The sequence below is a fragment of the Acetobacter oryzifermentans genome (genome assembly GCF_001628715.1).
In the GTDB taxonomy this organism is placed as follows: domain Bacteria; phylum Pseudomonadota; class Alphaproteobacteria; order Acetobacterales; family Acetobacteraceae; genus Acetobacter; species Acetobacter oryzifermentans.
In genome coordinates this window covers 1,804,624-1,818,155 of sequence record NZ_CP011120.1, presented here as the reverse complement: position 1 = coordinate 1,818,155, position 13,532 = coordinate 1,804,624, and the positions used below count along the sequence as shown (strand labels likewise).

The following is a 13,532-nucleotide window of genomic DNA, read 5'->3' as shown; positions in this document are numbered from 1 at the left end:
ACCGAAAACAAGGTGAGGGTATAAAATGTCTCAGAAAACGGCTGTTGCTCCCACAAAGCGGGAACTTCCTCCTCTTATGCGGGTGTCTCAAGCTGCGGCAGATCGGTTGCAGCATTTATATGCCACGGCACATGCGGGCCAGTTGCTGCGTATTTCTGTAAGCACCAAAGGCTGCTCCGGCAAAGCATATGACATGCAGTTTGTGGATACAGCAGGTGAGAGTGATGAAGTGGTAAAAGATCACGGCATAACCTTGCTGGTAGATCGCAAAGCTACGCTTTACCTGATTGGTTCTGAAATGGATTATCAGGAAGGTGATCTGGAGGCCGGGTTTGTGTTTTCCAACCCTAACGAGAAAGGCCGTTGCGGCTGCGGCGAGAGTTTTCACGTTTGAAGCTACAAATGGCTTCAATTTCTGCAGACCATAAAAACTGGTCAATTACAGTTACATTTTCCACCGTATATCCAGCTTTGGCCAGCAGGTTTGCATCCTGCGCCAAGGCGGCGGGGTTACAGCTTACATAAATAATGTGGGTGGGTAACCCTTGAGCAATCTGGCGCATTTGCAACTTTGCCCCTGCGTGCGGGGGGTCCAGCACAACTACAGCGGAAGCTGCTATTTCCTTAGCCAAAACCGGCTGATGGTTTAGGTCCCGACAGAATGTGCTGATTCGTGTGCCGCCTGTCGCTTTCTTCAGGGCTTCCAAAGCGGGTGCATAGCCTTCGTAAGCGTTTACGCGGGCACGTTCTGCCAATGAAAACGTAAGAGTGCCACAACCAGCATAAAGCTCGGTAATAATATCACGGCGGTTCAGCTTGGCGGGCAGGCTTTTTACAACGGCATCCTGAATATATTTCTCACTTTCACCTGTTGCCTGCAAAAAAGTGCCAGGTGGCGGTGTAATTTGGTGAGAAGCAATTGTCTGAACAACAGAGCCTGATTGTGCCGCGACTTCTGGCTGACCTGTATCTTTAATCAACTGCCAACTGATACGCGGAATGCGCTGCTCTGTAGCCAGTTGCGCCAAACGCACGCGGTCTGGTGCAGTTAGCGGCCCATCTGTTTGCAACAGAACATCCAGCCCAGAATCCAGCAGATTGATATGTAAATTGGCTTCACGCCGAATGGCATTCAAGCTGCGGAGTGTGGCCCGAAAAGCGGGTAGGGCCGCTAGAATGTCGGGGTGCAACACAACGCAGGTGGTAAGGTCTGTAACGGCGTGGCTATTGCGCGCATGAAGCCCAATGATGATGCCATCAGGCTGACGCCTTACTGCCAGATCTGCTCTACGGCGAGAGTATGGCTGCACCTGCTCGGCAGAAAATGCCGGAAGGTTGTTAAACCCAGCCTTTTGTAAAGCGTGTTGAACAGTAGCCATTTTCCACTGCAAAATAGCAGCAGGCTTTACATGTTGGAGCGTGCAGCCACCGCAGTGTTCAAACAAGGAGCAGGGCGGTATTTGCCGGTCTGGTGAAGGTTGAAGAACTTCAACAAGCTGCCACTTGCCATCTGAATTTTTATTCAGACGCACATGCTCACCAGCAAGAGTTTCCGGAACGTAAACTACAGAACCATTTGGCGTACGCACGGCACCATCGCCCTGCGTTGCCAGATAGAGAACATCCGTATCGTAAGTTTCAGTCACAGATTATGTTCAGGCGTGCGTATCTGCGGCGCGTTCAGCCGTTGCATCTGTGCCCGGTGAGGCAGGCCTAACAGAGTTTCGGCGCGGCAGCAGCATGAACGCTGGCACCATATCGCCAAAGCCCTGTACGTCACCACCGGGAGCGGGCGGAATTTCATCCCGCTGATGGCGTGTATTGCGCGTAGGCTGACGTTCTGGGCGTGCTGTCTGCTGGAGTTTGGCTTCAGGCTGCTGCTGTTCGCGTGCTGCAGGAGCTGGATTTTCACGTTCCCGATTACGCTGTGGTGTGTGGGGTTTACGTGCGCGCCCAGCCGGTGGCCGCTTTTCATCAGACCATTCAAGCTGCTTCACACCATCCAGCGCCATGCGCGGAATTTCTTTGCCTGTCAGCTTTTCAATAGCTTCGGCCAGCGCTTTATCATACGGCGTTGCAATGCTGTACGCGTGGCCTTCACGCCCTGCACGGCCAGTACGTCCGATTCGGTGCACATAGTCTTCTGCATGGAAGGGCAGATCAAAATTGAAGACGTGCGAAAGACCGCCAATATCAATGCCACGTGCGGCTACGTCTGAGCACACAAGCACTTTCAGTTCATCGTTCTTGAATTTTTCCAGCGTGGAAAAGCGCACGGACTGGGGCAAATCGCCATGTAAAGCGGCGGCTGAAAAGCCATGCTTCACGAGCGATTTGGTTAAAATATCCACATCACGCTTACGATTGCAGAACACAATAGCATTCTGTAGCGCAGGGTCTTTCAACAGTTGGCGGAGCGTTTCCCGCTTGCTGTATTCATCCACCACCACAATGCCGGTTGTAATGGTTGTGGCCACAGAAGATTGCCGTGCAACCGTAATTTCTTTGGGAGAATGCAGGAAGGTATCTGCCAGCTTACGGATGGTCGGCGCCATAGTGGCGGAGAACAGCAGTGTTTGCCGGTTAGGAGGCAACAGCCCGACAATTTTTTCAATATCGGGAATGAAGCCCATATCCAGCATACGGTCAGCTTCATCAATCACCAGAATGCCGGTGTGGTTCAGCATCAAACCGCCGCGTTCAAACAGATCAAGCAGGCGGCCGGGGGTGGCAATCAGCACATCCACACCACGGTTCAGCACTTCTTTCTGATCTGCCATGCTTTCTCCGCCAATCAGCAGAGCATGGTTGAGCTTGAGGTATTTGCCGTAGTTCACAAAATTTTCTGCAACCTGCAGCGCCAGTTCACGCGTGGGTTCCAGAATAAGGGAGCGCGGCATACGGGCCCGTGCCCGCGAATCCGCCAAAATCTCCAGCATGGGTAGCGTGAAGGACGCAGTCTTACCCGTTCCTGTCTGTGCAACGCCCATAACATCCCGCGCCATCAGAATGGCCGGAATAGCCTGAGCCTGAATGGGGGTGGGGTGTGTGTAGCTCATGTCCGAAATAGCACGTAGGAGAGGCTCGGAGAGTTCCAGATCAGCAAATGTGATGGAGTCCGTATCTTCTGCGGCTTCAACGGTAATTTCTGCGGTTTTTTCAGCAGGAACCAGTTCTGGAGTGGCGTTTTCTTCTGCTTTGGCTTTTGGAGCAGGCTGCTTTTCCGCAGGGGGTTCCGGCGCAACTTCAGGCGCTTGCTCAACAACCTCAACAGCAGAAGCCGCGGCTTCTACGGGAGCGGGAACTTCTGTTGCTAGGGTTGCTTCGGCCTGTTCTGGGGCGATTGGAGCTGGTTCTTCAGCTTTTTCTACTTTTGGCTTCCGGCGTCTTACAACACGTTTTTTGGGGGCAGGTTTTGCCTCGGCTGCAACCGCTTTTTCAGCGGGAGCTTCGGTTGCCGTGCCCGTATCTTCTGCGGCGTCTGCTGCGCTCACAGGGGCAGGGGTAGCCGTTTTTTTGCGGCTACGTGTTGCTGTCTTGCGGGGGGAGGCGGGCGTTTTAGCTGTCAATCTGCTCTCGGAACCGTAGGTCTGTCTGTTGTCAGCACTGGCTGAAGAGCCTGCCCGTATCGGGGTGCCTCAACTAAAGTGACTGAGGCACCGATTCACGTATCTACCCGGTCAGGCGTTTGTTCCGATAAAGCTGTTTTGGCCTGAAATCAAGTTTTTGGCAGAATGTTACTGTGTTTCTTAGGCAAAAGGATGGCCAAGGCAGGCAGAAAGCACTGCCAGCACGCCCAACGCAACAATAAGCAGCACGCGGGAGCGGATGGAGTCGAACACAGAAGGCTGCGGGCGGATGGAGCGCCGTGCTTTCTGGTAAGGCCCTGTGTACATCATAACAAACAGCACAGCCATGATAACGCCCAAAAGCTGCATGAGGTTGGTTGTCCATGGTGCGTTTGCAAACCCACCTTCATGAATAATCAGCAGCCAGCCGGTAATCAGTGCTGTGGGGATAACGTGTGTTAAAACCTTAAAAAAGCGGGCCAATGTCTGCAAATGCACAGAATTGCGCTGCGTTGCATCCAGTAAGCGCAGGCTCGGGCGCAAAATAATAACGGCATAGGCACCACCACCAATCCACAAGATGATGCTGACAAGGTGGAGGGTGAGAACAAGGCTCCAGAGAATGGAATGGGGCATGCTGAACTCCGCTTGGCGTTAATGCAGGAAAAAGGCGCGGGGCGGGGAAGGGGGTATCGTCCAACGCTTGTCTGCTGCCTGATTGCCAAGGGGACGGACACTGCGCAAGAGGCTATATTTGCACAAATTATCGTCTGCTCTATGTGTGGAGGCTCGGTATGGCAGCAATATATCCTTCTCTTCTGAGCGTTTATTCCCCTGATGAAATGGAGAAAATTGACCATATTTCGGCGCAGACTGTGCCCGTTTCCGTATTGATGGAAAATGCTGGCCGCGCGGTGGCACGCGCTATTTTCCGATACGAAAAGCCAGCCCGCGTGCTTGTGCTGTGTGGCCCCGGCAATAACGGGGGGGATGGATACGTGGTTGCGCGGCATCTTCATGATGCAGGTTGGCCTGTGGCTGTAGCGGAAATGGTGGCGCCCAAGCTGGGCGGCGCGGCGGCAGAAGCCTCGGCCCGATTCCGAGGTGTTCGCGTGCCATTTTCAGCACAGGAATCTGCGCGGGCAGATTTGGTGGTTGATGCTATCTTCGGTGCAGGATTGAGCAGAGACGTTACGGGTTTGCCTGTTGAAGTTCTGCAAGCGGCGCGGCGTATTGTTGCTGTTGATATGCCTTCAGGTGTGGATGGCGCGACAGGCTTGGTGCGTGGATATGCACCGCAGGCCGCCATGACGGTGACGTTCTGCCGGTTCAAGCCGGGGCATTTACTATATCCGGGCAGAGAATATCTGGGGCGGTTGATTCTGGCAGATATCGGAATCCCAGAAACTGCGTTGGATCAGGTGCCTCCAACAACGTGGCGGAATGAGCCCGGCTTGTGGCATTTGCCGATTCCCGGCCCTGAAAGTCATAAATATACGCGCGGTGTAGTGAGTATTTGCGCGGGCGAATCCATGCCGGGTGCAACCCGCTTATGTGCAGGCGGTGCACGCGCTGCCGGTGCTGGTTTGGTGCGTGTGGCTGCTGGGGCGGGTGCTGCGGCTTATAAACTGGGTGCGCCCGGCCTTATTGTAGATGCGGCACCGTTGCCGACATTGTTGCAAGACAAGCGCCGCCGCGTGTGGGTTTGCGGCCCCGGTTTAACAGAGGCGGAAGTGCAGGCCACGCTGCCGGTGTTGTTAGCGGCAGAAAAGAGCGTTTTGGCTGATGCCGGTGCTTTAAGCGCTTCTGCGGGCGACCCTGAAAAACTTAAAGGCGTTGCAGTTATAACGCCGCATGTTGGAGAGTTTACCCGTGTATTCGGCCCAGTGGGCAGTAATCCGCCAGAGCATATTCGGCAGGCGGCCCAGCAGATTGGGGCTGTGGTGGTTCTAAAAGGGGCTTCCACCATGATTGCGGCGCCAGACGGGCGGCTTGCAATTAATGACCATGCAACTCCAGCTTTAGGCACAGCGGGCTCAGGGGATACACTTTCTGGTGTTATTTCAGCCCTGCTGGCTGCTGGTATGCCGGAGTGGGAGGCTGCATGTGCTGGCGTGTGGCTGCATGGGGAGGCTGGGCGGCAAGCCGGGCCGTGGCCTGTGGCGGAAGATTTGGACCTTCATTTGGGCGCTGCGCGAGAAAAAGCAGCTCATATGCAGAAACAGAGGGTGAACTCGCACATCGGCATCTTGCCGTGAGCGAATGTTTGGGTTAAGTCCACCCAACTCGTGACGGTGAGCATTGTGAGCGGGTGTGGTGGAATTGGTAGACACGCCAGATTTAGGTTCTGGTGACGCAAGTCGTGGGGGTTCAAGTCCCTCCACCCGTACCAATTTATTTTAGTCATGCTCCCGTCCTGGTCCGCGACGGCCTTTGCGTAGCGGGTGTTTGAGTTTTGTACCGAAAGGAAGGCCTGACCGATGCAGGTTACCGAGACCCTTTCCGAAGGGCTGAAGCGTGGTTTTACCGTAACAGTTCCAGCGGCGGAAATTGCCAGCAAGCGTGATGCGCGGCTGAAGGAAGTTGCAGCAAACCTAAATCTGCCGGGCTTCCGTCCGGGTAAGGTGCCTGTTTCTCTGGCCAAGCAGCGTTACGGCGAAAGCGTGTGGGCAGAAGTGCTGGAACAGACGGTATCTGATGCTCTGCGTAACGTTTTTGACGAACGCGGTATCCGTCCTGCTGGTCAGCCTAAGGTAGATCTGGTTTCGGGTCAGGCCGATGATGGAAAAGATCTGGAATTCACAGTTGAAGCAGAGCTTCTGCCAGAAATCGCTGTGCCAGACCTGTCTGATCTCACGCTGACACGCCTGAAGGCGAACGTAAGCGATGAAGCCATCAACAAGGTGCTGGAAGATATCGCTAAGCGCGGCCGCACTTTTGAAGTGGTGGAAGAAGTTCGCCCCGTTGCCAAAGGTGATGTGGTAGCTATCGATTTTGTTGGTAAGCGCGACGGTGTTCCCTTCGAAGGCGGTTCCGCTGAAGATGTGAACGTTGAAATCGGCGGTGAAGGCTTTATTCCTGGGTTTGCTGAGCAGATCGAAGGCATGAAGCCGGGTGAAGAAAAAGTTATTACGGTAACTTTCCCCGCAGATTACGGCGCAACTGAGCTGGCAGGTAAAGAAGCAACCTTCGATATCAAAGCCAAGCAGATCAAGAAGCCTGTTGATGCGCCGATTGATGATGAACTGGCCAAGAAGATGGGCTTTGAAAGCCTTGATCAGCTCAAAGATCTGATTCGCAAGCAGATTGAAGGCGAATATGATCAGCTTTCTCGTCTGCGTATCAAACGTGAGCTGCTGGATGAACTGGCAAAGAAAACTGATTTCACCGCGCCAGAAGGCATGGTGGATGCAGAATTCAACCAGATCTGGGCGCGCGTTGAAGAAGACCGTAAGTCTGGCCAGCTTGATGACGAAGACAAGAACAAAGACGAAGAAACCCTTCGCGCTGATTACCGCAAAATTGCGGAACGCCGCGTAAAGTTGGGTCTGCTTCTGGCTGAAATTGGCCGTAAGAACAATATTACGGTTACGCCGGACGAATTGGGCCGGGCAGTGCGGGCAGAAGCCATGCGCTATCAGGGTCAGGAAAAGCAGGTGTTCGAATTCTTCCAGAAGAATCCGCAGGCCGCAGAATCCCTCAGGGGGCCAATCTTTGAAAACAAGGTTGTCGATTACCTGATTGAACTGGCTAAAGTGACGGATAAAGAGGTCACACCAGAGGAACTTTCAGATATTCCACCAGCGAATATCTAATAAGAAAAAGGCCGTGTCCCGCCAGTGTGAACTGGCGGGACATTCTTTTTGGGCATGTTTTTCTTTTCCGGGGTGGCATCTTTCCACTTTATCTCTATCTTGAACCAGAGTGCCTGAGCTTTCTTGTGTTTGCGCAGGAAGGCGGGAAGGGCTAATTCAGTTTTTTATACGGGAATGAGTGGTATGAGGGATCGTGATCCCGTTGAGATTTTCAGCAATGCGCTGGTACCGATGGTGGTCGAACAGACCTCTCGCGGTGAGCGGGCGTTTGATATCTATTCCCGCCTGCTTCAAGAGCGGATCATCTTCCTGACTGGTCCCGTGTACGATCAGGTTGCATCCTTGATTTCCGCGCAGCTTCTGTATCTGGAAAGCGTGAACCCGAACAAGGAAATCTCTTTTTACATCAACAGCCCGGGTGGCGTGGTTTCTGCCGGTTTGGCAATTTATGATACCATGCAGTACATCCGCAGCCCCGTAAGCACAGTGTGCATCGGGCAGGCAGCCTCTATGGGCTCCTTGTTGCTGGCTGGGGGTGAAAAAGGGCGTCGTTTCGCGCTGCCAAATGCGCGCGTTATGGTGCATCAGCCTTCTGGTGGCGCGCAGGGTCAGGCGAGTGATATTGAAATTCAGGCGCGTGAAATTCTGATCATTCGTCAGAAGCTGAATGAAATCTACCGTGAACATACAGGTCGCACGTTGGAGGAAATTGAGCAGAAGTTGGAGCGTGATACTTACATGTCCGCCCACGAAGCTCAGTCCTTCGGGATTGTGGATGAGGTGATCAGCCACCATAAGGCGACAGAAACAGGCAAGAAGGATAAAAGTCATCCTTAATCTGGCGTACAGTAATCTTCCTGTTACAATAGGGAAGACGCCTGCCGTAAGGCAGGCACACACGTTCTGGGACTCGGCTCTCGGTGCGATGGGGCCTGGGATGATCGAGGGAGTGGGCTGATGAATACGAAGTCCGGTGATTCCAAGAATACGCTTTACTGCTCGTTCTGTGGAAAGTCACAACATGAGGTCCGCAAGCTGATTGCCGGCCCCACGGTGTTCATTTGTGATGAGTGTGTTGAACTCTGCATGGATATCATCCGTGAAGAGAACAAGACATCCCTTGTCAAATCGCGCGAGGGTGTGCCGACACCGCGGGAAATCTGCAAGGTTCTGGATGATTATGTTATCGGGCAGGCTCAAGCCAAAAAGGTTTTGTCTGTGGCTGTGCATAACCATTACAAGCGCCTGACGCAGGTTGCCAAAGCCGGTGATGTTGAGATTGCAAAATCCAACATCCTGCTTATTGGTCCTACAGGCTCCGGTAAAACCCTGCTTGCTCAGACACTGGCGCGTATTCTGGATGTGCCTTTTACAATGGCAGACGCCACAACCCTGACAGAAGCAGGGTATGTGGGGGAAGATGTTGAAAACATTATTCTCAAGCTGTTGCAGGCATCTGACTACAATGTTGAACGTGCACAGCGTGGCATTGTGTATATTGATGAAATCGACAAGATTTCCAAAAAGTCAGACAACCCTTCCATTACCCGTGATGTAAGTGGTGAAGGTGTGCAGCAGGCGCTGCTGAAGCTTATGGAAGGCACAGTCGCTTCTGTTCCGCCACAGGGTGGGCGCAAGCATCCGCAGCAGGAGTTCCTGCAGGTAGATACCACCAACATGCTGTTTATCTGTGGTGGTGCTTTTGCTGGGTTGGACAAGATTATTTCTGCCCGCGGTAAAGGAACCAACATTGGGTTTGGCGCCGATGTGCGCGCCCCGGATGAGCGTAAGACAGGGGAAATCCTGCACGACGTGGAACCGGAAGACTTGATGAAGTTTGGTTTGATTCCGGAATTCATCGGGCGTCTGCCAGTTATCGCAACGCTGGGTGATCTGGATGAAGCTGCGCTTATCAAGATTCTGACAGAACCCAAGAATGCGTTGGTCAAGCAGTATCAGCGTTTGTTCCAGATGGAAGATGTGCAGCTGGACTTCACGGATGATGCACTCAAAGCCATCGCAGATCGCGCTATTGTGCGAAAGACTGGCGCACGTGGGCTACGTTCCATTCTGGAAAGTATCCTAATGTCGACCATGTTCGATCTGCCGGGCCTCGAAAATGTAGAGGAAGTGGTGGTTAACCGGGATGTCGCGGAAGGCAAGGCTAGTCCGGTCTATGTCTACGGGAAAAAGAAAGAAATCCCGGCAGAACAATCTGCTTAAGTTGGGGAATATTCACAAAACAGCGCTGGCGGCACATGCTCCAGCGCTGTTTTTGTCACTGTCCCATTGTGTAAAACGCTGTGAATAACGACATAAGGATAGACAAAAGAGCTTTCACCGCGTTGGCTCTTGTACGGAATAGGGTATGCCGCAAGGCGGGTGCCGTGTCCGGATCGTCCTTGTCAGGAGGTCATCATCATGGCTGATAACGAAAAACCAGTGAAACGCAGGCGCCGGACTGCAACAAAAACCAAGCCGGAAGTGGCAGCAGAAGCCACACCTCAAACCACAACAGCAGTAGAAGCTACGGCAGAGCCAGAAGTGCAGGAAGTTAAGGCCCCTGTGCATGTGGCTGTGCTGCCACTGCGCGATATTGTGGTGTTCCCGCACATGATCGTGCCCTTGTTTGTTGGGCGTGAGAAATCTGTAAAAGCGTTGGAAACGGTCACCAAAGATGACCGTCATATCCTGCTGGTCGCCCAGAAGGATGCTGCGCAGGACGATCCTTCCGCCGATGATATTTATCGGGTGGGTACACTTTCAACCATTCTGCAGCTTCTAAAACTGCCGGATGGCACCGTGAAGGTGCTGGTGGAAGGTGTGAAGCGCGTACGCGTAAAAACCTTGCACGAGGTGGAAGGGCACTTTGAGGCCGATATTGAGGACATGCCAGAGCAGGCGGCTGAAGGGCCAGAAGCCGAAGCACTTGGCCGTTCTATCGTGTCTCAGTTTGAGCAGTATATGAAGCTCAACAAAAAGATTGCGTCCGAGGTGCTGGTCTCTCTGAACCAGATCAGTGATCTGGCTAAGCTGGCAGATACCGTAACCAGCCACCTGAACCTCAAGATTGCGGAAAAACAGGAAATTCTGGAAGCGCCAACAGTGATGGCGCAACTGGAAAAGGTTTTCGCACATATTGAGGCGGAAATTGATGTTCTTCAGGTCGAAAAAAAAATTCGCAACCGCGTTAAGCGTCAGATGGAAAAAACGCAGCGCGAGTATTATCTGAACGAACAGCTCAAGGCGATTCAGAAGGAGCTGGGTGAAGGCGAAGACGGTAAGGATGAAACATCCGAACTGGAAGAACGCATTGCCAAAACCAAGCTCTCTAAGGAAGCACACGAAAAAGCTGTAGCGGAGCTTAAAAAACTGCGCGGCATGAGCATGATGTCTGCCGAATCTACAGTTGTGCGGAATTATCTGGATTGGCTGCTGAGTATTCCGTGGAAAAAGCGCACCAAGGTAAAGCATGATCTGACAGAAGCAGAAAAAATTCTGGATGCAGATCACTACGGGCTAGAAAAAGTTAAAGAACGGATTCTGGAATATCTGGCTGTTCAAAGCCGGTCTCAGAAGCTGAAAGGCCCGATTCTGTGCTTGGTAGGTCCTCCCGGTGTTGGTAAAACGTCTTTGGCACGTTCTATCGCCAAGGCAACGGGGCGGCATTACGTACGTATGTCATTGGGTGGCGTGCGGGATGAAGCTGAAATTCGTGGTCATCGGCGTACGTATATTGGCTCCATGCCTGGCAAGATCATTCAGGGGATGAAGAAGGCGAAAGTTTCGAATCCGCTGTTCCTGCTGGATGAAATTGACAAGCTGGGTTCTGATTGGCGTGGAGATCCAGCATCTGCACTGCTGGAAGTGTTGGATCCAGAGCAGAACAGCACATTTGCAGATCATTATCTGGAAGTGGATTATGATCTGTCTGATGTCATGTTCGTTACAACGGCGAATAGCCTGAACATGCCGCAGCCTCTGCTGGATCGTATGGAAATCATTCGTCTGTCCGGTTACACAGAAGACGAGAAGGTGGAAATTGCCAAGCGCCACCTTATTTCCAAGCAGACACAGGCGCATAACCTCAAACCGGATGAATGGTCGATTACAGATGACGCCGTGCGGGATCTGATTCGCTATTACACGCGTGAGGCTGGCGTGCGTAATCTGGAACGTGAACTTGCGGGGCTTGCCCGTAAGGCCGTGAAAGAAATTGTCACCGGTAAGGCTAAGAAGGTTTCTGTTACTCCTAAGAATCTGGACAAATACGCAGGTGTGCGTCGTTTCAGCTATGGGGAAACCGAAGCAGAAGACATGGTTGGCGTTGTAACCGGTCTGGCTTGGACCGAAGTGGGCGGGGAAATCCTGACCATTGAAAGTGTTATGGTGCCAGGCAAGGGCGGTATTGTTGAAACCGGTAAGCTGGGCGACGTTATGAAGGAGAGCATTTCTGCAGCGTTCTCCTTTGTGCGGAGTCGGGCAACTAGCTTTGGCATTGTGCCCACCTTGTTTGATAAGCGCAGCTTCCATGTGCATGTGCCAGAAGGTGCGACTCCCAAAGATGGTCCTTCGGCCGGTGTGGCTATGGTCACATCCTTAGTGAGTGTGCTGACAGGTATTCCCATTCGTCGGGATGTCGCCATGACAGGTGAAATCACATTGCGTGGGCGTGTGCTGGCTATTGGTGGCTTGAAAGAAAAGCTGCTTGCGGCTTTGCGTGCGGGTATTCGTACAGTGTTCATTCCCAAGGAAAATGAGAAGGACCTTACGGAAATCCCTGAAAACGTGAAGAAGAAACTGGAAATCGTTCCTGTCTCTCATGTGGATGAAGTTCTGGCGCGTGCGCTGGTGCGTCAGCCTCAGCCAATTGAGTGGGAAGATGTGCCAGATCCACTGCCAGCAGCAGGTGGAGAATCCGCTCTTCCGGTGTTGCCACACTGAATAGAAGGGCTAAGAGCGTACGAAGTTGCGTTTGCTTGGTTGACGTGGCGAAAAACGGCTTCATAGTGCGTTCAGGTAGCGGACAGGCGGACGAAAAGGCCGCCCGCCGTTCCGAACAGATATAAGAAATAGAAAGGCGTAAGGATGGAGAAGCCGCTCAACAAGCAGGAACTCGTTTCAGCCGTGGCTGAAGCTGTTGACCTGCCCAAGGCAAAAGCCGGTGAAGTGGTCGATGCCGTATTCGGTGCGATCGAAAAGGCCCTGTCCACAAAGCAGGAAGTGCGTCTGGTTGGTTTTGGCACATTTGTGACCGCAACCCGCAAGGCTGCTAAAGGCCGTAACCCACGTACGGGTGAAGAAATCGATATCCCTGCTTCCACCTCTGTCCGCTTCAAGCCGGGCAAGGCGCTAAAGGATGCCGTCAGCGGTTAATTCCGTCAGAAAATTTTTTCTGAAAAAGGCCGACAATCTCAAAAAAAGGGGTTGTCGGCCTTTTCTGTTTATGGCACATAGGGCGCGGGCAATTAGCTCAGCGGTAGAGCGTCTCGTTTACACCGAGATGGTCGGCGGTTCGATCCCGTCATTGCCCACCATTTTCCCCAAATGGTAACCCACACGCACAATGGACTTAGTTCCATTGCTGCCTGTGTGTGGTGTTTGTCAGAGCATTCTCTGGCTCCTCAATTTCTCCTTAAAATTCGGCCTTCACAAGAAAGTGCCCCATACCCAACGCGTTCGTGCATATCCGTGTGTAGGATGTTGGGGCTAGGGTTGCTGCATGAAACACAAGCCACTGCGGCTTAAACATGTGCAGGAACCACACCATGCAGTCTGTTCTTGGTGATTACGCGCCAGTTCTCGTGTTTGGGGGCATGTCGGTTATTATTGCCGCCGCCATGCTGGGTATGGCGCTGCTGAGCGGCCACCAGAAACCGTATTCCGAAAAACTGACAGCTTATGAATGCGGTTTTGAAGCATTTGATGATGCGCGCCGCCGTTTTGATGTGCGTTTTTATCTGGTTGCCATCCTGTTCATCATTTTCGATCTGGAAGTTGCATTCCTGTTTCCCTGGGCCATCACGCTGGGGCGCATTGGGCTGTTTGGCTTTCTTTCCATGCTTGGATTTCTGGCCGTGCTGGGCATTGGCTTTTTGTACGAATGGCGCAAAGGCGCGCTGGATTGGGATTGAGGTGAGGGAGATAC

General features: G+C 52.8%; 11 protein-coding genes and 2 tRNA genes. 10 read left to right on the top strand and 3 right to left on the bottom strand.

All coding sequences use genetic code 11. The features are described 5' to 3' along the window. Window positions 1–25 precede the first annotated feature (25 nt). Window positions 26–394 carry a HesB/IscA family protein gene (locus WG31_RS08555; RefSeq protein ID WP_063354259.1) on the top strand — a complete coding sequence of 123 codons (369 nt, stop codon included), beginning with the start codon at window positions 26–28 and terminating at the stop codon, window positions 392–394. Here WG31_RS08555 and WG31_RS08550 read toward each other — a convergent pair. From WG31_RS08550 to WG31_RS08540, 3 genes are all read right to left on the bottom strand, one after another. After that, window positions 348–1,646 carry a class I SAM-dependent RNA methyltransferase gene (locus tag WG31_RS08550; RefSeq protein ID WP_063354258.1) on the bottom strand — a complete coding sequence of 433 codons (1,299 nt, stop codon included), beginning with the start codon at window positions 1,644–1,646 and terminating at the stop codon, window positions 348–350. The two genes, WG31_RS08555 and WG31_RS08550, sit on opposite strands and share 47 nt — an antisense overlap. Before the next feature lie 9 nt (window positions 1,647–1,655). Next, window positions 1,656–3,569 carry a DEAD/DEAH box helicase gene (locus tag WG31_RS08545; protein ID WP_063354257.1) on the bottom strand — a complete coding sequence of 638 codons (1,914 nt, stop codon included), beginning with the start codon at window positions 3,567–3,569 and terminating at the stop codon, window positions 1,656–1,658. Window positions 3,570–3,749: 180 nt separating this feature from the next. Next, entirely contained in the window at window positions 3,750–4,205 is a 456-nt protein-coding gene (locus tag WG31_RS08540) for a hypothetical protein (protein ID WP_063354256.1), read from the bottom strand. A 158-nt stretch (window positions 4,206–4,363) separates the two neighbouring features. Between WG31_RS08540 and WG31_RS08535 the strand changes: the two genes are divergently transcribed. From WG31_RS08535 to ndhC, 9 genes are all read left to right on the top strand, one after another. Further along, window positions 4,364–5,827: a bifunctional ADP-dependent NAD(P)H-hydrate dehydratase/NAD(P)H-hydrate epimerase gene (locus tag WG31_RS08535; RefSeq protein ID WP_063354255.1), complete on the top strand. Its 1,464-nt coding sequence runs from the start codon at window positions 4,364–4,366 to the stop codon at window positions 5,825–5,827. A gap of 49 nt (window positions 5,828–5,876) precedes the next feature. Further along, window positions 5,877–5,961 (top strand) — tRNA-Leu (locus tag WG31_RS08530). An 88-nt stretch (window positions 5,962–6,049) separates the two neighbouring features. Beyond that, entirely contained in the window at window positions 6,050–7,384 is a 1,335-nt protein-coding gene (tig, locus tag WG31_RS08525) for a trigger factor (protein ID WP_006116554.1), read from the top strand. Window positions 7,385–7,558: 174 nt separating this feature from the next. Next, complete coding sequence (locus tag WG31_RS08520; protein WP_019088390.1) at window positions 7,559–8,221, top strand: ATP-dependent Clp protease proteolytic subunit; 663 nt, start codon at window positions 7,559–7,561, stop codon at window positions 8,219–8,221. A gap of 120 nt (window positions 8,222–8,341) precedes the next feature. Continuing rightward, window positions 8,342–9,607 carry an ATP-dependent Clp protease ATP-binding subunit ClpX gene (gene clpX, locus WG31_RS08515; protein ID WP_006116556.1) on the top strand — a complete coding sequence of 422 codons (1,266 nt, stop codon included), beginning with the start codon at window positions 8,342–8,344 and terminating at the stop codon, window positions 9,605–9,607. A gap of 198 nt (window positions 9,608–9,805) precedes the next feature. Further along, on the top strand, window positions 9,806–12,328 hold the full coding sequence (gene lon, locus WG31_RS08510; RefSeq protein WP_063354254.1) for an endopeptidase La: 2,523 nt from the start codon (window positions 9,806–9,808) through the stop codon (window positions 12,326–12,328). A gap of 144 nt (window positions 12,329–12,472) precedes the next feature. Beyond that, the gene (locus WG31_RS08505; RefSeq protein WP_003624117.1) at window positions 12,473–12,760 is read left to right on the top strand and encodes an HU family DNA-binding protein; all 288 of its coding nucleotides are present in this window, start codon (window positions 12,473–12,475) and stop codon (window positions 12,758–12,760) included. A gap of 86 nt (window positions 12,761–12,846) precedes the next feature. Beyond that, window positions 12,847–12,921, top strand: a tRNA-Val gene (locus WG31_RS08500). 231 nt (window positions 12,922–13,152) lie between these two features. Further along, the gene (ndhC, locus tag WG31_RS08495; RefSeq protein ID WP_019088394.1) at window positions 13,153–13,518 is read left to right on the top strand and encodes an NADH-quinone oxidoreductase subunit A; all 366 of its coding nucleotides are present in this window, start codon (window positions 13,153–13,155) and stop codon (window positions 13,516–13,518) included. The last annotated feature ends 14 nt before the right edge of the window (window positions 13,519–13,532 follow it).

Coding starts and splice junctions, on each gene's coding strand:
- WG31_RS08555 (WP_063354259.1), top strand. CDS start 26: ATGTCTCAGAAAACGGCTGTTGCTCCCACAAAGCGGGAACTTCCTCCT.
- WG31_RS08540 (WP_063354256.1), bottom strand. CDS start 4,205: ATGCCCCATTCCATTCTCTGGAGCCTTGTTCTCACCCTCCACCTTGTC.
- WG31_RS08535 (WP_063354255.1), top strand. CDS start 4,364: ATGGCAGCAATATATCCTTCTCTTCTGAGCGTTTATTCCCCTGATGAA.
- tig (WP_006116554.1), top strand. CDS start 6,050: ATGCAGGTTACCGAGACCCTTTCCGAAGGGCTGAAGCGTGGTTTTACC.
- WG31_RS08520 (WP_019088390.1), top strand. CDS start 7,559: ATGAGTGGTATGAGGGATCGTGATCCCGTTGAGATTTTCAGCAATGCG.
- clpX (WP_006116556.1), top strand. CDS start 8,342: ATGAATACGAAGTCCGGTGATTCCAAGAATACGCTTTACTGCTCGTTC.
- lon (WP_063354254.1), top strand. CDS start 9,806: ATGGCTGATAACGAAAAACCAGTGAAACGCAGGCGCCGGACTGCAACA.
- WG31_RS08505 (WP_003624117.1), top strand. CDS start 12,473: ATGGAGAAGCCGCTCAACAAGCAGGAACTCGTTTCAGCCGTGGCTGAA.
- ndhC (WP_019088394.1), top strand. CDS start 13,153: ATGCAGTCTGTTCTTGGTGATTACGCGCCAGTTCTCGTGTTTGGGGGC.